A 20939-nucleotide genomic window follows, 5' to 3' on the forward strand; every position below is an offset into this window, starting at 1 on the left:
CGGCGGGGCGCCCCTTACCGGAGGACGGGCCAGCGGCCGTCGATGACCTCGGATTCCTTGCCCGGCTGCGTGCGCAACCACGCCTGGAAGCTCGCCGCCTGCTCCGCCGCCCACTGAATCTGCTGCTCGTGCAGCTGGTGGGCGTCCACGTTGAGGACCTCGGGGAACTGCTCGGTGAGCTTGACGAGCAGGCGCTCTGCGGCCAGGGCATCATCGGCGGAGGTGTGCGCGTTCTCTAGGGAGACACCGTACTCGGCGGCAAGAACCTCGAGGGTGCGCTTGCCTCGCTTGCGGGGGATGACGTGCTTGTGCAGAACGTAGGGGTCGAGCACCGCGCCGGGCGGCAGCTCGCCGTTCGCGATGCCGTAGCGCAGCATCTCGTGGTGTAGCACCGAGAAGTCGTAGGCGGCGTTGAACGCGATGATGGGCACGCCGTCGAGGTTGAGCGCGCCGATTGCGCCGGCAAGCTCCCACACGACCTCGCGGGCGGGGCGGCCGTGCTCACGCGCGTACTCGGTGGTGATGCCGTGCACGGCGGCGGCACCGGCGGGGATCTCAACGCCGGGGTCCGCCAGCCACTCGCCACGGCGCACCACATTACCCTGAGGGTCCAGCAGGATCAGGGAGGCGGTCACGATGCGGGCGGTGGTGACGTCCACACCGGTGGTCTCAAGGTCAAAAGTGGCGCGCAGGCCGTTCATCCAGGTCATGGTTTAAGACTAACCCAGCGGCGAAGAAGGCGCGCGCCGGTTCGTTACGCGCGCACGCGCTATAGATACGGATGCGGGAGGAGGCGAGCCGCCGCGGGCCTTAGCCGGGGAGCGGGGAGAGGGGAGTGCCCGAAGTCGGCCCCGAATGACCTGCGGCGGGGCGGACCCGCCGCCCACCCGATAGACTGAAGCCATGACAACTCAACTGCTCACCGGCATCCCCGGCACCGGCAAGACCCATCACCTCACCGAACGCGCCCTGCGCTACCTCGCCGACGGGCGCGACCCCGCCCGCCTGCTCATCCTCGCACCCACCCGCACCGCCGCAACCCGCATGCGAGACGCCATCGCCGCCGCCAGCGACCGCAGCCTCTCCGTAGCGCCCACCCGAGCCTGGGCCGCCTACGCCTTCGACCTGCTCAAACGAGCCCAAACCCGCGGGCTCCTCACCGGCGTCGAAGGCAACCTCAAGCTCCTCTCCGGCCCCGAGCAAGACGTCATCATCGGCGAACTGCTCGCCAACCACGCCGAAGGCATCGCACCCGGCCCCGCCTGGCCCGACTCCCTCCGCGAAGCCCTGCCCACCCGCGGCTTCCGCCACGAAATCCGCGACTTCTTCGACCGCATGGCCGAATACGACCTCACCGCCGAGGACGTCCAGGCCCTCGCCCGCGACTACAACCGACCCGTCTGGGCCGCCCTCGCCCAGCTCCACACCGAATACCGCGCCGTGCGAGCCCTCCGCTCCAAAAACGCCTACGACCCGGCCGTGCTCATCAACGACGCCTGCCGGCTACTACTGCGCGCCCCCGAATTCCTCGCCGAAGAACGCCGCCGCTACGACCTGATCCTCATCGACGACGTGCAGGAACTCAGCCCCTCCATCTACCGACTGCTGCGCCTCATCGCCGCCGAAGAGCCGCCCGCAGACGCCGCCGCACTGGCCGCAGAACGCCCGGACGTCTTCGCCGCCGCGCCCGAAGTCATCATGACCTACAGCGACGAAGCCGTGGTCCAAGGCTTCCGCGGCGCACGCCCCGACCTGGTGCGCACGCTACCCGAAAGCTTCCCGCACCTGGCCGAACGCACCCTCACCACCTCCTACCGCCTGCCCGCGCTCATGATGCCGCTCGTGGCGGATATTCGCCGCCGCCTGCCGCGCTACAGCCGCTACGTGCCCACCGCCGAGACGGATGGACAGAAGCCCCCGGCAACCTTCGGACGCATCAACACCACTCCCGCCGACGAAGCCCTCACCTGGGGCGCCGCGGACGAGCCGCTGCTACACCTGGGCGCCGACGGCAAAATCCTCGACCCCGCGCACTACCGCACCGCACCCGCCGGAGTGTATAAGTATGCGCTCTCGAGCGCCCAGGATGAGGCAAACCTACTCGCCCAGCTGCTGCTCGAAGACCGCATCTACGGCAACCGCCCCTACCGCGAGAGCGCCATCATCGTGCGCAACGGCGCGGACGTGGCGCGCATCCGCCGGGTGCTCTCGGCCAGCGGTATTCCCTCGCGCACCTCCGCCGCCCTCGTGCCGGTGCGCGACGAACCCGCCGTGCGCCCCTTCCTTGACGCGCTCAGCCTGCTCGTCTACGCCCGCAAACGCGGCGAGAAGGCCCTCAACCCAGCCGTCACCGGCGCGGGCTACGAGGCCCTGGGCCCCGACGAGGCCGAAGAGATTATGCGCAAGAGCCTCGACGACGTCATCGCCGAAGAAAACCGCTCCAACCCCCTCAACGGGGCGAACAGCGCCATCACCCTGCTCACCTCGCGGCTCGGCGGCGCATCCAGCATGGACGTGCGACGACTCCGCCAGCAGCTACGATCCGTCGAACTGCAGACCGGCGGCCACCGCCCCAGCGACGACCTGCTCCTGGGCGCACTGCTCCACCCCGAAACCCTCCCCGAAGAGGGCGTAGGGCGCGCCGTGCACCGCATTGCCGCCGTGCTCTCCGCGGGCCGCAAGGCCCTCGCCCGACCCGACTCCACCAGCACCGAGGTGCTCTGGGCCCTCTGGGAAGCCAGCGGCCTCGAAAAAACCTGGGTCGCCCAGACACGCGGCGCGGGCCCCGAAACCGACGCCGCCCACCGCAACCTCGACGCCATGATCGGACTCTTCGAAGCCGCCAGCCGATTCGACGAGCAGATGCGCGGCGCCGGGGCCGAACAATTCCTCGACTTCATCGACGCGCAGGACCTACCCATGGACACCCTGGCCGCCCGCGGCGTACGCCAGGACGCGGTGGAAATCCTCACCCCCGCACTCGCCGCAGGGCAGTCCTGGCGCACCGTATATGTATGCGGCCTGCAAGAAGGCAGCTGGCCCAACACCACCGTGCGCGGCTCCCTGCTGGCTACCGGCGACCTGGTCGACATCTGCGACGCCAGGATGCGCCGCCCCGCCCCCGCTAACCCGGCCCACGCTAACCCCGACGCGCAGGCAGAGGGGGAGCAGGTGCCGCCCGCACGTATTCGCAGCTACCCCGAACGCGTGCGCGACACCCGCCACGACGAGCTGCGCATGTTCGCCGTCGCCGCGACCCGTGCCAGCACCCGCCTGGTGCTGACCGCCGTGCGCAACGAGGACGAAGCTCCCGGCGAGTTCTTCGACTTCGTGGTACCCACCGACGCCGAGAACGACTCGCCCGAGGTGCCCATCACCCGCGTGCGCCGCCCCGCCACTCTGCGCTCGCTCGTGGCGGAGCTGCGCCGCACCCTCGTGGAGGATGCGCTCACCGCCATGAGCGCCGAGGACGCCGAGCTGAAGAACGCGGCCGGCTCGCCTGGCTCCGAAGCTCACGTGCCCGAAGCTCACGCGCCCGATGCCCCCGACACTGCAGAGGACGCTCAGAACCCGGAAGCCGCCCTGAACCCCGAGGCCGCGGCCTTCCGCTTCGACGCGGCATCGCGCACCCTGGCCCGCCTGGCCCGCGTGCAGGCGCCCGGTGCATCCCCCGAGCAGTGGTGGGGCCTACTGCCGCTGTCGAGCACCGAGCCGTTCTTCGCCCGCCCCGCCCACGACACGCCGGAAAACGACACCGACGGAAACGCCCCCGACGAGGGGCGACGCACCATTGCGCTCTCTCCCTCGCGCCTGGAAACCATCCACAACTCCCCGCTGGACTGGCTGGTATCCGCCGCCCGTGCCGAGGCCCAGACCGACCTCTCCCGCTCCCTGGGTACCCTCGTGCACGCCATCGCCGAGGAGTACCCGACCGGCACCCTCGAACAGCTCCAAACCGCACTGGAGGAGCGCATCGGCTCCCTGGGCGTGCCCGCCCGTAGGGAGGACGAGAGCGAAGAAGAATACCGCGAGCGCGTGCCCTGGGAAGCCTACGCCCTCTACGAGCGCGCCAAGCGCATGATTCTGCGCCTGAGCTACTACTACCGCCTGCACATGGGCGATGCCGGCTGGCAGAACCTCGGTGTTGAAGGCTCCTTCGCGGTGCGCGTGCCCGTGCCCTTCGACCCGCAGGGGGAAGTGGGCGAGCTGGATGCGCTCCTCACCGGCCGAGTGGACCGCCTGGAGGAGGCCCCGGAGAAGGACGGCACCCGCCGCTTCGTCATCGTCGACCTGAAGACCGGCAAAAGCAAGCCGGACGGGACGGCCGTGGCCACGCACCCGCAGCTGGCCGCCTACCAGATCGCGGTGGAGGCCGGCGCGGGCGAGCAGCTGGCCGAGCGGTACCGCGCCGAGGCCGCCGCGGCGGAGTCCGGGGAACCCGCCCCGGATGCGCGTCCGCAGGAGCTGACCTACGAGTCATCTTCGGGGCGTTCCGCCGGTGCCGCACTCATGCAGGTGGGCGTCTCGGACGTGAACGATGACAGCAAGGCCCGCCTGCAGATTCAGCCCGCGCTGGAGGATAACGACGAATGGGCCGTGGACCTGGTGCAACGTGCCGCCGAGCTTATCGCCGGCGCGCAGGTGCAGACCCGCCACCGCGAAGGCACCCACGGGCACGGGTGCCGCCTGCCCGAGCTCTGCCCGATATGCACCCGCGGCCGCCAGGTGACTCAGCCCTAACGCGGCGCGGCACCCGACCGACCACTGACCGCGCACGCCGGTACCCCGGCACCGGTACAACACGAACCATTCACTCACCCTCAACGACGAAAGATGAGGACCCATGACCAACCCCGCCACCGCCTCCGGGCAGCCGCTCACCCCCGCCCAGTGGTGCGAGCGCAACACCTGGCAATTCGCCGACGGCACGCTCCTGGCCGACCTGCCCGCAGGAGCGACCCCCGCGGGCGGCTACCGTAGCGCCCTCGACATCGCCGCGATGCTCAACGGCCCCGAGGGCAAGAAACCCACACCCGAGCAGATCCGCATGATTGAGGCCGGCCCCGCCCCGACCCTCGTCATTGCCGGTGCCGGTTCGGGCAAGACCGCAACCATGGTCGACCGCGTGATCTGGCTGGTCGACAACGGCTTCGTGCGCCCCGAAGAGGTGCTCGGCGTGACCTTCACCCGCAAGGCCGCCACCGAGCTGCGCAACCGCATGCGCGCCGGCCTGAACACCCTGCGCCGCAGCCGCCGACTCGAACCGACCGAGGAGGAACTGCGCAACGGCATCGCGGACCCGACCGTGCTGACCTACCACTCCTACGCGAACAACCTCGTCAAGGAGTACGGCCTGCGCCTGGGCGTGGAACAGGACGCGCAGATGCTCGGCGATGCGCAGAAGTGGCAGCTGGCCGCGCAGATCGTGCAGTACTGGGAGGGTGAGCTGCCGCAGGATCAGGGTGATGTGCCCCTCTCGGCGGCCACCATGATTAACCAGCTGCTGCAGCTTTCCGACGAGTGCGCCGAGCACCTGCGCGAGCCGCAGGAGGTCATCGACTTCTGCACTGAGCAGCTGGCCGCCTACGCCGCGGTGCCCGATTCTCGCCGCCCCGTCAAGAAAGAACGGGACATTCAGAAGGTTCAGCGACTCCTGCGTAACCGCCGGGTGTACGCGCAGATGGCACAGAGCTACGCCCGCGTGAAGGCGCGCATGCAGGTGCTGGACTTCGGTGACCTTATGCGCCTGGCCGCGCGCATCGCCGAGAGCGACCCGGCGATTCGCGAGGGGGAGCGCACCCGCTTCAAGGTGGTTCTGCTGGACGAGTTCCAGGACACCTCCCACGCGCAGATGCGCCTGTTCTCCTCGATTTACGGGGCCGATGAGGCGGCCGGTATTCCCGCACACCCCGTGATGGCGGTGGGCGACCCGAAGCAGTCGATTTACGGCTTCCGCGGCGCCTCCGACGGCCAGATGTTCAGCTTCTACCGTCACTTCCCGACCCCGCACGCGCAGCCGCTCTTCCTGTCCGTGGCGTGGCGTAACGACATCTCGATCCTGAACGCCGCGAACCACGTGGCCGAAAAGCTCAAGGACGTTCCCGAGTGGGTGCGTGCGGTGCGCGGCGATATCAGCGCCGATCAGGTGCCCGACCTGCGCCCGCGCTGCGTGCTGGTCGGGGAGGAAGGCACTCCCGCCTTCGAGGAGGCCGCCTCCGGGATGACCGGTCGCGTGGAGATGACCTACTACGACTCCGACCGCGCGGAGGCCGCGGGCATCGCCGAGCGGATTGCCGGGATGCGCGCCGAGGCCGTGCGCGAGTACGAACGGGCCTACGCGGCGCACCGCGGCGGCGACGGTTCGGTGCGTCCGCGCCTGAAGATGCCCGAGGTCGCCGTGCTGGCCCGCTCCCACGGCCAGCTGGACACGATTCGCGAGGAGTGCGAGCGCCTGAACATTCCGGTGCAGCAGGTGGGCCTGGGCGGCCTGCTCTCTCAGCCGGAGGTCGTGGACCTGGTCTCGGCGCTGCGCGTGCTGGCCGACCCGAACCGTTCGGATGCGCTGGCCCGCCTGCTCACGGGTGCCCGCTGGCGCCTGGGCGGTGCCGACCTGCTGGCGCTGGGGGATTGGGCGCAGTCGCTGGTTCGCGAGCGTGAGCGGGCCCTGCGGGAGCAGATGGCCCTGCGCCTGCTCGAGCAGGCCGAAGAGGTCGAGGACGCAGAGGACGGCCCCTCCGAGGGGACCGGCCAGGGTGCTCGCAGCCGCCTGACCGCCGAGCATCTGCGCGCCGCCCAAGAGCAGCTGGACGAGGTGCTCAAGGGCGCGGTGGACGACTCCTCGGGGTACGTTTCGCTCATCGAGGCGGTCGAGAACCTGCCGCAGGACGGCCCGGACGGCGAACCCCTCTACGGCGAGCACTACCGTGGCCGCCGCTTCTCCGCGGCGGGCCTGGAGCGTCTGCGCGCCTTCGCCGAGCAGATGCGCGTGCTCCGCGCGGGCCTGAGCGACGACCTGGGCAATCTGCTCTACGAGATTGAACGCACCATGCTCCTGGACATTGAGCTGGCGGTCCGCCCGGGTACTGACCCGCTGGTGGCGCGCGTAAACCTGGACGCCTTCCACGAGGTGGCCGCCGCCTACGGAATGTCGGCCCCGCGCATCAACGCCATGATTTACGCGGGCGCCGACGGCGTGAGCGCGGAGGAGGGGGAGCCGGGCGCTCGCCGCTTTATGCTCTCCTCGGGCGGCGTGAGCTACGTGATGGGCTTCCTCGCCTGGCTGGAACGCGCGGACGACGAGGAGAAGGGCCTGGAGCTGGGCTCCATCGACCCCGACCCGAACGCCGTTCAGCTGATGACGATGCACGCCTCCAAGGGTCTGGAATGGGACCGCGTTTTCCTGCCGGGCCTGTGCGGCACCGTTGGCGGCGCGCAGACCCCGAACCTCTGGCAGATCACGGCCAACGTGGCCCTGCCCTGGCCCCTGCGCGGCGATAGCGAGTACCTGCCCTCAATCCTGGAACGCCCCGAGGAAATCGCGGAGTTCGAGGAGGCCAAGAAGCTCGAGGAATACCTGAAGGCCCACAAGGGGGACGCCGGCGAGCACGCGGGCATGGAGGACCGCCGCCTCATGTACGTGGCGATGACCCGCGCCCGCAACCTGCTGGCCGTGAGCGCCTTCCGCTGGAAGAGCACCGCGAAGACCCCGCAGCCGGTCCAGCCCTTCTGGATGGAGCTGCTGTGGACCCTGGCCGAGGCCTACCGGCGGCACGCCGAGGACACGGTGGAGTTCCCCTGGACCGCCCCGCAGCTGGTCGGCATGGGCCTGGTCTTCGTCGTGGCCGACCCCTCGGACGACGGCAAGAAGAAGCCGATCGATAACGTGACCCCCTGGGTTGAGTTCATCGCCGACACGGGCTACCGCCTCAAGGAGCCGGTGACCCTGGCGCAGGGCACGGTGCTGACTCCCGAGGGCCTGCCCGACCCCGAGGAGGCGGGTGAGGTCCCTTACGCCTGGGCCCTGGCGGGGGCGATAATTCCCTCCCTGATGCGCGAGGTACAGCTCTCGCCGCTACCGATGCGCGTGCGCACGGTGCGGGAGAACTGCGAGCGCCTGGATCTGCCCGCGCCCGAGTGGCTGGACGAGCTGGCCGCCGAGGAGGCGGAGCGCGCCTCCCAGCCTCCGCGCCCCGGCTATTCCCCCGTGATGGCCGCGGCCCTGCCCGTCGTGGCGGGCGGCTGTTTCAGCGCCCAAACCTACGAGACGATAAACCCGCACCTGGGTGCGGTGCTAACCGCCATGTGGCCCTTCGACCCGCTGGAACGCCCCGTGATTTGGCGCTGGCGCTCCGAGGAGGACCTGAACGAGGGCACCGAGGCGATTCTGCGCCACGGACGCCACGAAGAGTTGAACCGCGAGATTGCCATTAACTCCACGAGCCGCCGCGAGGCGGTGGAACGGGCCGCCCTGGCCGTCGAAAACGCGGTCGCCGAGCTGGAGGCGCAGCTTGCCGCCGGTGCGGATCTCACCGCCCCCGAGCCCGCCGGGGCCGTTCCCGAGGCCCTGCGCCGCCGCGCCCAGGATTGGGAGCGCGAGGCCGATTTGCTCATGCGCCTGGCCGAGCACACCGAGCCGGTGCTGGCCGAGCAGCTGCCCGGTCACCTCTCGGCCTCCACGTTCATTCGCCTGAGCGAGGATCCGCAGGGCACGGTGCACGAGCTGTTGCGCCCGGTGCCGCAGCGTCCCTCGCGTGCGGCGACCATCGGCACGGAGGTGCACGCCCTCATCGAGGAGCATTTCGGGGTGGTGCCGAGCGCCGATCCGCTGGAGGCCCCAGAGGCCGAGGACACGCTGGGTGTGACCCTGCCCGGCGCGGTCGAGCCGGCGGGAGAGACAGCGCCGGAGGAAGTAGCGGGGGAGGAACACCTCGAGTTCGCCGAGGATATTCCGCAAGACGCCCTCTTTGACGAGCTGTCCCTCGCCGAGGAAAGCGAGCTGGATTCTTCCGTGCGTTCGCTCTGGGAGCGCTTCGCGGCGAGCGAGTGGGGCTCCCCCGAATGGAAGGAACGCATCTGGGCCGTGGAGTACCCGGTTGAGACCCACGTGGAGGGCGTGAGCCTGCGCGGCCGCATCGACGCCGTGTTCCGCACCGAGGACGGGGACGGCGAACGCTGGATTCTGGTGGATTGGAAGACCGGCCGCCGCCCGAAGGCCGCGGACATGCAGGCGCGCCGCTTCCAGCTGGGCCTGTACCGCATCGCGTTCTCCCGCATCATGGGGATTGACCCGGAGCGCATCAGCACGGTGTTCGTCTACCTGGGCGGCAAGCGCGTGGAGGAGGTGTGGGACGAGCAGATTCGCGGTGGCCTGCCCTCGGAGGCGCAGCTGGCCGCGGTGATTCGCAAGGCCCGCGCGGGCGAGGGGTAGGCGCTCGCGCTTCCCGGCCCGGCCGCCAATAGCCCTGCCCGGCCCCGGCCGTCAATAGCCTAAACGGATGCGCAAAAGCCCGGGCCGACCCCATCGCGGGGTCGGCCCGGGCTTTTCTCACTCTCGAAGTGAATAGCAGAAAACGCCTCTCGGCCCTACTGCATTAGGGCGGGGAGGCGTTCTCAGCCGCTGAAGAACTATAAAGGTACTTCGTGCCCTCGCACGCTCGGATCATCCGCAGACAACTGCCGCCGTGGCGGCCTCACTCACGCCGTCTGCGTGCCGTGGGGTTCGCGTGCGTCTTTACTCTCAAACACAACCTCGAAAGTACCTCTATAGAATTCTGCCATCGGTGATTGGTTGCGCGGTGCATGAATCCGGCTCGGGGTGTGACATGACCGGTCACGGTCCCCGTCCAATCGTTCCCCCTCGATACCGCTGCCACGGTATCGGCGCTGGTCAGTACGCTTTTAGGGGCTGTGCTCGTTCTCTGTGGAACGGCACAAGAAAAGTATTCCAGGACTTGACAAAAAAGTCTAAGCGTAAAATAATTGCCCCAAAATGCATGTTTTTGAGCATGTTTCAAGGTGAAATTGAAGCCTTGTGGAGTCCTATTCTGGGTGTTTGGGTTGTGTGGGATTTTGTGAATAAACTCTGCGCGAAGAGGTGCGTTCTTTTTTAAATCACACCTTCAACTCTCACCCTTAATTGCAATTTTTCGTGCACAAAAATGCAGAACAGGCGCTCAAAATGTGTTGGAAAATACATTGAAAAAATTCGGTGGGAACGCCCTAAATCCTCCGGAAAAGCGCTCTATTAGTATGTTCATGGCCCCCGGGGGTCTGCGCGAAGCAGGCTCCCGGGGGCCATGAATCTTAAAGAATAGGGGGGGCTCGGCGGCTCGGCGGCTCGGCGGCGCTCACTGAGGGGCTCATGCGGCCGCCGTCCAATAACGGGCTACCCAATAACGAGCCCAGCTCTGCTAGTCTTGCGGTCCGCTCATGAGCGGGGGAGTGTCCTCCTGGCCGAGTAGCTCGCCCGAGGAACGCAGATCGTCCTGAATATCCAGGAGCATCGACACCGCGTGGGTCGCGCCGTCCTTATCGTCGGTCTCGACCGTGTGGGTGAGCCACTGGGCCACCGCGAACTCGGCGTAGAAGTTCGCGCGCTGCGCCAGGTAGGCGTCGGGTAGCTGCGGCATCTGCTGACGGTACACCTCCACGGCCTCGTCGGTGAAGTCGATATCCTCGCACGAGTACAGCCACGCGAAGTCCTGCGCGGGGTCGCCCACGTGCACGTCGGACCAGCCGGTCACCTCGACGATGCGCGCCTCGGAGGGGGTCACCTCCAGCACCAGGTTCTCGGCCCCCATATCGGCGTGCACCACGCGTGGGCGGAACTGCCACATGGGGCCGGGGGAGAGGACCGCCTGCCAGTGCGCGAGCAGGTCGGCGGGCACCTTGCCGGTAGCGGCGGCGCGCTCGAGTTCGGCAATCTTGCGGCGGCGAATCTGCTCCGAAGAGTAGGAGGGCAGGTCGGCTTCGTAGATGATGTCCTCGGGCATCACGTGCAGGGTCGCAATATCCTTGGCGATAATCGCGGCCAGGGAGGGACGCCCCTGAGCGACCTCGCGGCGGCTCAGCTCGGCAAGCTGGTCCACGTCGTAGACGGAGCCGGGAATGTGCGTGTACACGAAAACATTGCCGCCGGCATACGGCACGATGCCGGCGACCGTGGGCACGGCAAAGGGCAGGCGGGCGCGCAGGCCGGGGCTGAAGGACTGCAGGATGAGGTGCTCGGCCTCCAGACGCATGCTGGCATCGGGACGGCGCGGGGCGCGCACACGCCAGCGGCGACCGGCCGAGTCGGCGATGATTGCCGAGTCGAAGTCGCCGCTATCTTCGCGGACCGCCTCGGCGCCGACGGGGTAGATTCCGGGCACTCCGGCAGAGACGATGGCTGCAAGCTGAAGGGGAGATAAAGTCACGGGTTAAGGTTACCAAACCATATGAGCACCCCGAGCCTTTCACCGTATGTTTATGCTGACTAGTGAAGAAAGTTTTGGGTGATGCGCGGCCTGCCGGCGGGCGGAATCCCGGGGGAACGCATCACCACGCATTTCGCCGCCCGCGCACGGCCGCCTGCAAGTAGCCGCTGCGGCCGGTTCCCTGCGGTTCCCCCGCGGGTGGAGCGCAACGAAGGGGCTGGTTCTCGGTGAACGGGCGCGCTTGCGGTGAACGGGTGCGCGCCCGGGCCTGCTGCGATGTTCGGCAGGGAATACAATGGAAGACCGGGCAATAGCGGCGCAGACCTTCCCGGTCCCGCCCCGTACATCCCGTACGCCCAGCCCGCAGAACCAGCACAGATTCAGCGCGAATCCAGCAACCGCGCCGAGCCCCGATGGAGAACGATGACCGCACTACCCCCGCAGCCGCAGCACGCACTCTCCGCTGACGATATCCTCGCGGGCCTCGACCCCGACCAGCGCGCGGTCGCCACCGAGCTCGACGGGCCCATGCGCGTGCTCGCCGGTGCCGGCACCGGCAAGACCCGCGCGATTACGCACCGCATCGCCTACGGCATCGCGATTGGCCGCTACCAGGGCCCGCGCGTGCTCGCCCTGACCTTCACCCTGCGCGCGGCCGAAGAGATGCGCACCCGCCTTCAGCAGCTCGGCGCGTTCGGCGTGCAGGCGCGCACCTTCCACTCGGCGGCCCTGCGCCAGCTCACCTACTTCTGGCCGCAGGTCGTGGGCGGCACCTTCCCCTCCATCGTGCAGAACAAGGCGGCGCTCATCACCGAGGCCGCGAACCGTCTGCGCATCAGCACAGACCGTTCCCTGCTGCGCGATTTGGCCTCGCTGATTGAGTGGGCGAAGGTTCAGCTGCTCACCCCCGACACCCTCATGCAGCGCCTGAGCGAGAAACAGCTGCCCTCGGCGATTACCCCGCAGAACATGCAGCGCATCTTCCAAGCCTACGAAGATCTCAAGGACGAGCGTAACCTCATCGACTTTGAGGACGTGCTGCTGCTGACCATCGCCATGCTCGAGGAGGACGAGAAGCTCGCTGCGACCGTGCGCCAGCAGTACCGCCACTTCGTGGTGGACGAGTACCAGGACGTCTCCCCGCTGCAGCAGCGCCTGCTGGACGTGTGGCTGGGCGGCCGCGACGACATCTGCGTGGTGGGCGACGCCTCCCAGACGATTTACTCCTTCACCGGCGCGACCAGCCGCTACCTGCTGGAGTTCCCGCGACGCTACCGCGGGGCGCACACGGTCAAGCTGACCCGCGACTACCGCTCCCACTCGCAGGTGGTGGAGCTCGCGAACCGCCTGCTGGCCGCCCGCCGCCCGCACCCCGATTCGAGCCCGCACTCCTGGGCACCGCCGCTGGAACTGATGTCTCAGCGCGGCCCCGGCGTGGACGTGGAGTGGTTCGGCTACGCGGACGACGAGCAGGAAGCCGCCGGCATCGCCGAGGATATCCGCGACCTCATCGACAAGGAGGGGGTGGCCCCCGCCGAGATTGCGGTGCTCTTCCGCACGAACGCCCAATCGGCGGCGATTGAGTCGGCACTGTCCGCCGCCCACATCCCGTACCAGCTGCGCGGCGCGGAGCGCTTCTTCGAACGCCCCGAGGTCAAGCAGGCCATGCTCGCCCTGCGCGGCTCAGCCAAGTCCACCGACGGCACCGAGGATGTCACCCGCTACACCCGCGACGTGCTCGGCGGCCTCGGCTACAAGGAGGAGGGCCCCCTCTCGGGAGGCGCCACCCGCCAGAAGTGGGAATCCCTCGCCGCACTCGTGCACATGGTCGACATGATGGCGCAGAACCGTCAGGAGCAGCTGAAGGAGCACCGCGCCAACCCGCGCCCCGGCGTGCCCGAGCCGCTGCCGCTGACCATGCACGAGGTCGTGGCGACCCTGAACCACCGTAGCGAGTTCAACGAGGCCCCGCAGATGAACGGCGTAACCCTCGCCTCCCTGCACGCGGCCAAGGGCCTGGAGTGGGACGCCGTGTTCCTGTGCGGCCTCAACGAGGGCCTCATGCCCATCACCTTCGCGACCACCCCGGATGAGGTGGACGAGGAGCGCCGCCTGCTGTACGTGGGCATCACGCGCGCCCGCAAGTACCTGTGGCTGACCTGGACGATGACCCGCACCGTGGGCGGTAGAGGTCAGCGGAAGCGCTCGCGTTTCCTGGATGACATTGACCCGGCCAAGCGCCGCCGCCCCGCCTCCAACGGCTACTCGGGCGGCTACGGCGGAACGGCCCGCGGCGCGCGCCAGAACCACTCGTACGGAAACCACTCGTACGGGAACCGCTCGCAGGGCCGTCACCAGAAGGGAGAGGACTATGGCTCAGCGTTTTAAACGAGAGATTCTGCCGGCCACGGCGGATCGCCCGCAGATTGAGCTGGTCCGCTCGGCCCGCCGCACCCGCACCATCAGCATGCAGCGCGACGGCGTGGACGAGCACGGCAACCCCGCGTACCGCCTGCTCATTCCCGCCGCGAGCACGAGCGAGGAGATAGACGAGCATATTGCCCGCCTGCTGCCGCGTATTCAGCGTCGCGCCGCCCGCCGTGAGCGCGCCGCGCAGCTGAATGTCACCGACGAGTACCTGCACGAGCGGGCCAGCCTGCTGGTGCGCGCCTACCTGCCGGAGCTGGAGGGCACCGAGCAGTTCAAACGGCTCTCGATTCGCTGGGTGAGCAACCAGCGTCAGCGCTGGGGTTCGGCGACCTACGCGACCGCGCAGATTCGCATCTCCTCGGAGCTGCAGGGGGTTCCGGAGTACGCGCTGGATTCGGTGGTGCACCACGAGCTGTGCCATCTGCTGCAGCCGAACCATTCGCGCTCCTTCCGCACCCTGGAGGCGCGTTACCCGCAGCTGGAGCGTGCCCGCGCCTTCCTGGACGGGTACGCGATGGGGCGCTCGCGGGCCGAAGGCTCGCGCGGCGAGCGCGGCGAAAACAGCGCCGGATAGGGCTTTTTCCGAAAACTAATAAGCAAAAAACAAACCGGCAGAACCAGCCGGAAATACTCGAGCGGGGGTGGCTTGTGCGTTCACAAGCCACCCCCGCTCGAGGTTTCAGTATTATTTTGCCGGTCTATCGGGGTAGTCCCCGCGGTTACTTCTCTTCGGGAGCCTCGCCGAAGCCGCCGTCCAGCAGCTTCTGCAGCTCAGACTCGAAGTCCACGTCATCCAGGCTGATTTCGTTCATGCGCGCGTCGTATGCGGTGAAGTCTTCCAGCTCGGCGGGGGTGGGCAGGGTCTCCGGGGTGTCCCAGAGGCCGTCGCGGGCCTCGATGCCGTGGGAGTTTTCGTACCAGCGCCAGAACTGCTGTGCCTCACGCACCAGGCGCGGGCGCAGTTCCAAGCCGACCAGGTTCTCGAAGACCTGCTCGCTGGGGCCGCCGTCGATGCGGCGGCGGGCCATGATTTCGGTCAGCTGCGGAGCCTTGGGCAGGTTGCGGGTGGCGTCCTCGGTCACGACGGACACCCAACCCTCGATGAGGGCCAGTAAACCCTCGAGACGCTGAACGGCCAGCTCCTGGTCCTCGGTGCGCTGGGGGCTGAACATGCCGCCCTCGAAGGCCTCCTGAACGGCCTCGGGGTCGTTCATGTCCACCTGGGAGGCGGCGTCCTGCATACGGTTCATGTCCACGCGAATACCGCGGGCGAAACGGGCAACGAGCTGGACCAGGTCCTCACGCAGCCAGGGGTTGGCCTTGTGCAGGCGAATCAGCGCGGCCTCGCGAACGGCCAGGTAGAGCAGAACCTCCTGCGGCGGCACCTCGATGTCGTCCGCGAGCTGCTGGTAGCCGTTGGGCAGCAGTGCGGAGTGGCCGGGGGCGAGGGGGAAGCCCACATCGGTGGAGGAGTACACCTCACCGGCGAGCTTCGCGAGGGCCTGGGCCATCTGGGCGCCAAAGATCATGGCGCCAACGTTGTTCAGGAATCCGCTGTTGAAGATGGCGGCGATTTCTTCGGGCAGCTCGTCCGCGGGGCCGGGCATGACCATGGCCTGGGTGACCTCGGCGGCCACGGGCTCGACCATCTCGCGCCAGGAGTCGAAGGACTCCTCAACCCATTCGGCCTTGGACCAGGCCTGCACGGGCAGGTTGTGACGCTCGATGGAGGTGACCGCATCCAGCCACAGGTCGGCCAGGTTGGCAGCGTCCTCGACGGCGCGCTTGAGGTTTTCGGGAACCGCCGGGTCTTCGCCCATGGAGGCGAGCATCTGGCGGGTCTGGTTCTTGACGTTGGTCCAGTTCACGCCGCTAGGGCTGGATTCGTCGGATGCGCCGGCAAACATGGCCTGCACCTGCGAGAACATGCCCTGCAGCATAGCGGGGTCGAAGCTGATGCCCATGTTCTTGAGGTCCTCGGGATCGATGTTAATGCCGAAGGGGTTCTGCCCGCCCTCACCGAAGAGCGCGCCGAAGGGGTTCTGTGCGTTGGAGGAGGCGCCCTTACCGCCCTGGCCGGTTGCCCCTGCGGAGGGGTCGAAGCCCTGCTCCTGCATCTTCTTCAGGAATTCTTCGAGGGGGTCACGCTCGTTGGAGGCGTCGCCGTGGTGGTGATCAGACATCTGAAACCTTTCCTAATCCGAAGGTGGGCACAGCCGGCCCGCTCGCTGTCCAGCCTACCGATTTTTGCTGTGAATTTCCCGTGTCGGCGCCTCGGATGCGCCTTAATCAGCTGAGGGCTCACAAGCGGGTCTTCACCCGGTTTACCCCCGACCTTACCCCCGGCAGGGGGATTGACCAGAAAAGGTGTGTTGATGAGGACGTTCATCCGGTAGTCTAGAAAACATGACTAAGCCCACCTCACCGTCCGAATCCGAGAAGTCCTCATCGAAGGCTTCCGCCGAGTCCTCAGCTCATCGCCGTAAGCGCGGATCGCGTGGCCGCGAGCGCCGCTTCAACCTGCGTTCCGTGAGCGCCGTGGCGACCTGCGCGTTGCTGGCCGGTGCGTTTGTCCTGCCCAGCTCGTACGTGAAGGAGGGCCCCGGACCGCTCTTTGACGTGCTCGGCACCTACCAGGATAAGGACGTCATCGAGGTTTCGGGCGCCCCCAGCTATAAGACCTACGGCAAGCTCAATATGACCACGGTGTCGGTGGCGGGCGGCCCGTACACTGAGCTGTCTGGCGCGGAGGCTTTCTACGGGTGGCTGGCTTTTGACGGCAACCGCAGCCTCGTGGTGCCCACCGACGCCCTGTACCCGCACGTGAGCCACGAGACGGCCACGGCCGAAACCGGCGCGCAGATGGCCGATTCGCAGACGCAGGCGAAGGTCGCGGCCATGCGTCACCTGAAGATGCAGGTGACCGAGAAGGTGCTGGTGAACACGACTGTTGAGGGTTCTCCCGCGGCGGGCGTGCTGGAGAGCGGCGACCGCCTCCTGAAGGTGGGGGACAAGCAGATCACCACCCTCAAAGATGTATTGCAGGCGGTGAACGCCTCGAACGGCTCGCCGATTCAGGTGACGGTTGAGCGCGACGGCCAGCAGCGCACGGTGACGCTGAACCCGGTGCGTTCGGCCGAGGGCGACCGCTGGGTCGTGGGCATCAGCCTGAAGCAGAGCTACGATTTGCCGGCGCAGGTGCAGTACAACCTGGACGGCGTGGGCGGCCCGAGCGCGGGCCTGATGCTGGCCCTCGGCACGGTGGATAAGCTGAGTGAGGGCACCCTGCTGGCAGACGAGGACGCCGGCGGCGACCCCTACCGCAGCTACGTGTCGGGTACCGGCACGATTGATGCGAACGGTAATGTTGGCGCGATTGGCGGCATCAAGTACAAGATTTTGGCAACGGGCCGCTACGGCGCGCGCTACTTCCTGGCCCCCAAGGAGAATTGCGATTCGGTCCTGAAGATGCAGGAGCAGGACCCCTCGATGCTCAACTACTATCATGCCGGCCAGGTGCGCGGCACGATGGTGGTGGTCCCGGTTTCGACGCTGGACGAGGCGGTGCAGGTCGTGGGCGCCATTAAGTCTGGCGCCCCCGATGATTCGCTGCCGCGCTGCGGATCCTAACGTGCAGCTCTAACGGGCAACCCCTGACGAACGCGGGCGCTTCCCTCCGGGAGGCTTCGGGCCCCGGCTCACTCGAGCCGGGGCCTTCGTTATGCGCGGTGACCGCCTCGCGACCGGTGAGCGTGTGTGCGAATAGTGGGATAGCGGGCGAACGACCCCTCCTCTGACGTCATGTCAACGTTCGTTCCTCCAACCTCTGCGATACTTAAGGTAAAGAACATTTTGAAATGATGAGCGAGGAATTGTGTCTGAGTCGACCGATAAGACCCCACGCCCACAGAAGAAGGAACGAGCAAAGAAGCGTCGCAGCCCTCTACTGATGACGATTGTGGTTGTCGCGGTTCTGATTGCCGCATTTGTGGGACTATCCCAGGTGTACACGGACTGGCTGTGGTTTGACCAGCTGGGCTATAGCACCGTCTTCACCACCCAGATTCTTTTGAAGGCCGCGGTGTTCGTTGTGGCCGCCCTCGTGGTGGCCCTGCCGCTGTGGGCCTCCATGACCTACGCGGTCCGCCACGCGGATGTTCTGCCCGCCACCCGCGAGCAGAACGCGAAGGATGAGGCCGGCCCGAACCAGAGCGTCCCGACGAGCGCCTCGGATGCGACCGAGCAGATGCTCCGCGACGTGTTCGGCCAGCAGCGTGCCGAGGATAGCATGCGCCGCTACCACGAGAGCGTGGATAAGGCGCGTAAGCTTTTGCTGATTGCGGTTCCGCTGCTACTGGGCCTGTTTATTGCCTCGGCAACGATGTCGCAGTGGAGCACGGTCGCCCTTTTCTTCAACCAGCAGTCTTTCGGCAAGACCGACCCGGAATTCGGCCTGGACTACGGCTTCTTCGTGTTTGTGCTGCCCTTCCTGCGCGTGGTGGTGTCGCTGGTGACCTCCTCCGTGGCGCTCGCCGCGGTGGCCGGCCTGTTCATGCACTACTTCTACGGCGGCATTAAGGTGCAGCCGGGCGGCGTGACCACGACTCACGCTTTCCGCCGTCACGCGGCCGTGCTTGCCGTCGTGTTTGTTCTGACCCGCGCGGTGAGCTTCTGGCTGGACCGTTACTCGTCCACCCAGCAGCAGGCCGGACGCTGGGCCGGCGCCATGTACACGGACGTGAACGCATCCATTCCCGTGAGCGCCATCTTGGCGGTTTCGGCGTTGCTGGTGTCGTTCATGTTCATTGCTGCCGCGGTGAAGAATCACTGGCGTCTGCCGCTGATTAGCACCGCAATGCTGGCGGTCGTATCGCTGGTGGCCGGTGGCCTATACCCGTGGGTTGTGCAGCGTTTCCAGGTGGTTCCGAACGAGCAGGGCGCGCAGTCGCAGTTCATTCAGCGCAATATTGATGCGACCCGCTACGCCTACGGCCTGGACAAGATTGAGACCACCCCGTACGACGCGACCATCGACACTCGCGCCGGTGCCCTGAGCTCTTCGAGCGCGACCATCGCGAACATTCGTCTGCTGGATCCGAACGTGGTTTCCTCCGCGTTCGCGCAGATGCAGCAGTTCCGCCCGTACTACCGCTTCGAGTCGCAGCTGGCGGTGGACCGTTACACCGTGGGTAACACCACGCAGGACACCGTGCTGGCGGCCCGCGAGCTGAACCCCACGCAGACCAACGGCGATTCCTGGTACAACCGCCACGTGGTGTACACCCACGGCTACGGCGTGATTGCCGCGTACGGTAACCAGGTGGATTCGGCGGGTAACCCCAAGTTCTTGCAGTCCGGCATTAAGGCGACCGGTACCCTGAGCGAGGATTACGAGCCGCGCATCTACTTCGGCATGAGCTCGCCGGAGTACTCGATTGTGGGCGGTAGGGGCGACACCCTGGAGCTGGACCGTCCGCTCTCTGCTGACGAGACGAACGCCTCCGACGCGAAGTACACCTTCTCAGGTAACGGCGGCCCCCGCGTCGATTCGCTGCTGGCCCGCCTGTCCTACGCGATTAAGTTCCAGTCTTCCGACATTCTGCTCTCGGATGCGGTGCGCGACGGCTCACAGATTCTGTACGAACGCAACCCGCTGGACCGCGTGCGCAAGGTGGCCCCGTACCTGACGGTGGATTCCAAGCCGTACCCGGCGATCGTGAATAACCGCGTGCAGTGGATCGTGGACGCCTACACGACGAGCGACCAGTTCCCATACGCGCAGGGTAGCTCGCAGGATTCTGCCACCGCGGCGGGGGCTCAGCGGTCGAAGTCGGTGAACTACATCCGTAACTCGGTGAAGGCCACCGTGGACGCCTACGACGGCTCGGTGACCCTGTACGCCTGGGATGAGGAAGATCCGGTGCTCAAGGCTTGGCAGAGCGTCTTCCCCGGCACGGTGAAGAGCTATCACGAGATGAACGCTTCGCTCATGAGCCACGTGCGTTACCCGACCGACATGTTCAATATTCAGCGCACCATGCTGAATAAGTACCACGTGACGAACGCTCACAGCTTCTACGCGGGCGATGATGTGTGGTCGATTCCGAACGACCCGACCAATGATCGTAACCAGCCGATTTCGCCGTACTACCTGTCCCTGCAGATGCCCGGGGATTCGCGCGCGCACTTCTCGCTGACGACGACGTTCATTCCTCAGCAGAGCGATTCGAACTCTCGTAACGTGATGTACGGCTTCCTTGCCGCTAACGGCGACGCCGGTACCGGTAAGGATGGCGAGCGTAGCGCCGACTACGGCAAGCTGCGTCTGCTGGAGTTGCCGCGTTCTTCGGTGGTTCCCGGCCCGGGCCAGGCTCAGAATATCTTCAACTCTGATGCCGAGGTCTCGAACCAGCTGAACCTGCTGCGCCGCGGTTCCTCCGAGGTTATTAACGGCAATATGCTGACCCTGCCGGTGGGCGGCGGCATGCTGTACGTTCAGCCGGTGTACGTGCAGTCCAGCGGTGACGCTAAGTACCCGCGTCTGCAGCGAGTGCTGGTGAGCTTCGGCGATAAGGTTGGCTTCGCCCCGACCCTGGAGGAGGCCCTGAACCAGGTGTTCGGCGGCTCTTCGGGCGCTAAGCTGGACGGCTCGGCCACGGCTTCGCCGGCTCCTTCGGCTTCTGGTTCCTCTTCAGGTTCCTCGTCTTCGTCGGGCTCGAACGATTCCGAACTGAAGCAGGCTCTGAACGACGCTTCGAAGGCTATGAGCGATAGCGACGCCGCGATGAAGAAGGGCGACTGGGCTGCCTACGGTGAGGCCCAGAAGCGTCTGGAAGCGGCCGTGAAGAAGGCCCTGGCGGCCGAGGAAGCGCAGAACAAGGGCTCGGCAACTCCGAGCGCCTCTGCCTCCGCGGCGGCCAGCCCCTCGGCTAACGCTTCGCCGAACGCATCCGCAAGTGCTTCTGCAAGTGCTTCGGCTAGTGCCTCTCGCTAGGCCGGAGGCCTTGGCGAGCAGTTCCTCGGGCTGCTGAGCGTGCCCGGAGCCTTCATTGCGCATGAGGCGGGGCCTCTCCTCCACACGGGGGAGAGGCCCCG

General features: G+C 67.0%; 9 protein-coding genes. 6 read left to right on the forward strand and 3 right to left on the reverse strand.

Annotated elements, in window-relative coordinates; genetic code table 11:
- Nucleotides 1-14: 14 nt before the first annotated feature.
- A complete protein-coding gene (locus tag HMPREF2630_RS05530) occupies nt 15-710 on the reverse strand; it encodes a 3'-5' exonuclease (RefSeq protein WP_070483794.1) in 696 nt (231 codons plus the stop codon).
- 193 nt (nt 711-903) lie between these two features.
- Between HMPREF2630_RS05530 and HMPREF2630_RS05535 the strand changes: the two genes are divergently transcribed.
- Together HMPREF2630_RS05535 and HMPREF2630_RS05540 are read left to right on the forward strand one after the other, a co-directional pair.
- The gene (locus tag HMPREF2630_RS05535) at nt 904-4740 is read left to right on the forward strand and encodes a UrvD/REP family ATP-dependent DNA helicase (protein ID WP_070483796.1); all 3837 of its coding nucleotides are present in this window, start codon (nt 904-906) and stop codon (nt 4738-4740) included.
- A gap of 103 nt (nt 4741-4843) precedes the next feature.
- A complete protein-coding gene (locus HMPREF2630_RS05540) occupies nt 4844-9427 on the forward strand; it encodes an ATP-dependent helicase (protein WP_070483797.1) in 4584 nt (1527 codons plus the stop codon).
- A 982-nt stretch (nt 9428-10409) separates the two neighbouring features.
- On the opposite strand, the gene HMPREF2630_RS05545 is transcribed toward HMPREF2630_RS05540, so the two are convergent.
- Nucleotides 10410-11414: a phosphotransferase gene (locus HMPREF2630_RS05545; protein WP_049343936.1), complete on the reverse strand. Its 1005-nt coding sequence runs from the start codon at nt 11412-11414 to the stop codon at nt 10410-10412.
- 423 nt (nt 11415-11837) lie between these two features.
- Here HMPREF2630_RS05545 and HMPREF2630_RS05550 point away from each other — a divergent pair, with 423 nt between their 5' ends.
- Nucleotides 11838-13802, forward strand: coding sequence for an ATP-dependent helicase (locus HMPREF2630_RS05550; protein WP_083298894.1), 1965 nt, complete (start codon nt 11838-11840; stop codon nt 13800-13802).
- Nucleotides 13786-14418, forward strand: coding sequence for a M48 metallopeptidase family protein (locus HMPREF2630_RS05555; RefSeq protein WP_049343941.1), 633 nt, complete (start codon nt 13786-13788; stop codon nt 14416-14418). The genes HMPREF2630_RS05550 and HMPREF2630_RS05555 overlap by 17 nt, the downstream gene beginning before the upstream one ends.
- A 145-nt stretch (nt 14419-14563) precedes the next feature.
- Here HMPREF2630_RS05555 and HMPREF2630_RS05560 read toward each other — a convergent pair whose 3' ends face one another.
- Nucleotides 14564-16027, reverse strand: coding sequence for a zinc-dependent metalloprotease (locus HMPREF2630_RS05560; protein WP_049332142.1), 1464 nt, complete (start codon nt 16025-16027; stop codon nt 14564-14566).
- Between the two features lie 223 nt (nt 16028-16250).
- Between HMPREF2630_RS05560 and HMPREF2630_RS05565 the strand changes: the two genes are divergently transcribed.
- Both HMPREF2630_RS05565 and HMPREF2630_RS05570 read left to right on the forward strand, forming a co-directional pair.
- Nucleotides 16251-17474, forward strand: a complete 1224-nt coding sequence (locus tag HMPREF2630_RS05565) for a YlbL family protein (protein WP_049343943.1) — start codon at nt 16251-16253, stop codon at nt 17472-17474.
- Nucleotides 17475-17718: 244 nt separating this feature from the next.
- Complete coding sequence (locus tag HMPREF2630_RS05570) at nt 17719-20838, forward strand: UPF0182 family membrane protein (RefSeq protein ID WP_070483798.1); 3120 nt, start codon at nt 17719-17721, stop codon at nt 20836-20838.
- Nucleotides 20839-20939 lie beyond the last annotated feature (101 nt).

Origin of the sequence: Rothia sp. HMSC072B03, from assembly GCF_001809565.1 — a bacterium.
Classification (GTDB): domain Bacteria; phylum Actinomycetota; class Actinomycetes; order Actinomycetales; family Micrococcaceae; genus Rothia; species Rothia mucilaginosa_A.

Coding starts and splice junctions, on each gene's coding strand:
- HMPREF2630_RS05560 (WP_049332142.1), bottom strand. CDS start 16,027: ATGTCTGATCACCACCACGGCGACGCCTCCAACGAGCGTGACCCCCTC.
- HMPREF2630_RS05550 (WP_083298894.1), top strand. CDS start 11,838: ATGACCGCACTACCCCCGCAGCCGCAGCACGCACTCTCCGCTGACGAT.
- HMPREF2630_RS05540 (WP_070483797.1), top strand. CDS start 4,844: ATGACCAACCCCGCCACCGCCTCCGGGCAGCCGCTCACCCCCGCCCAG.
- HMPREF2630_RS05530 (WP_070483794.1), bottom strand. CDS start 710: ATGACCTGGATGAACGGCCTGCGCGCCACTTTTGACCTTGAGACCACC.
- HMPREF2630_RS05565 (WP_049343943.1), top strand. CDS start 16,251: ATGACTAAGCCCACCTCACCGTCCGAATCCGAGAAGTCCTCATCGAAG.
- HMPREF2630_RS05535 (WP_070483796.1), top strand. CDS start 904: ATGACAACTCAACTGCTCACCGGCATCCCCGGCACCGGCAAGACCCAT.
- HMPREF2630_RS05555 (WP_049343941.1), top strand. CDS start 13,786: ATGGCTCAGCGTTTTAAACGAGAGATTCTGCCGGCCACGGCGGATCGC.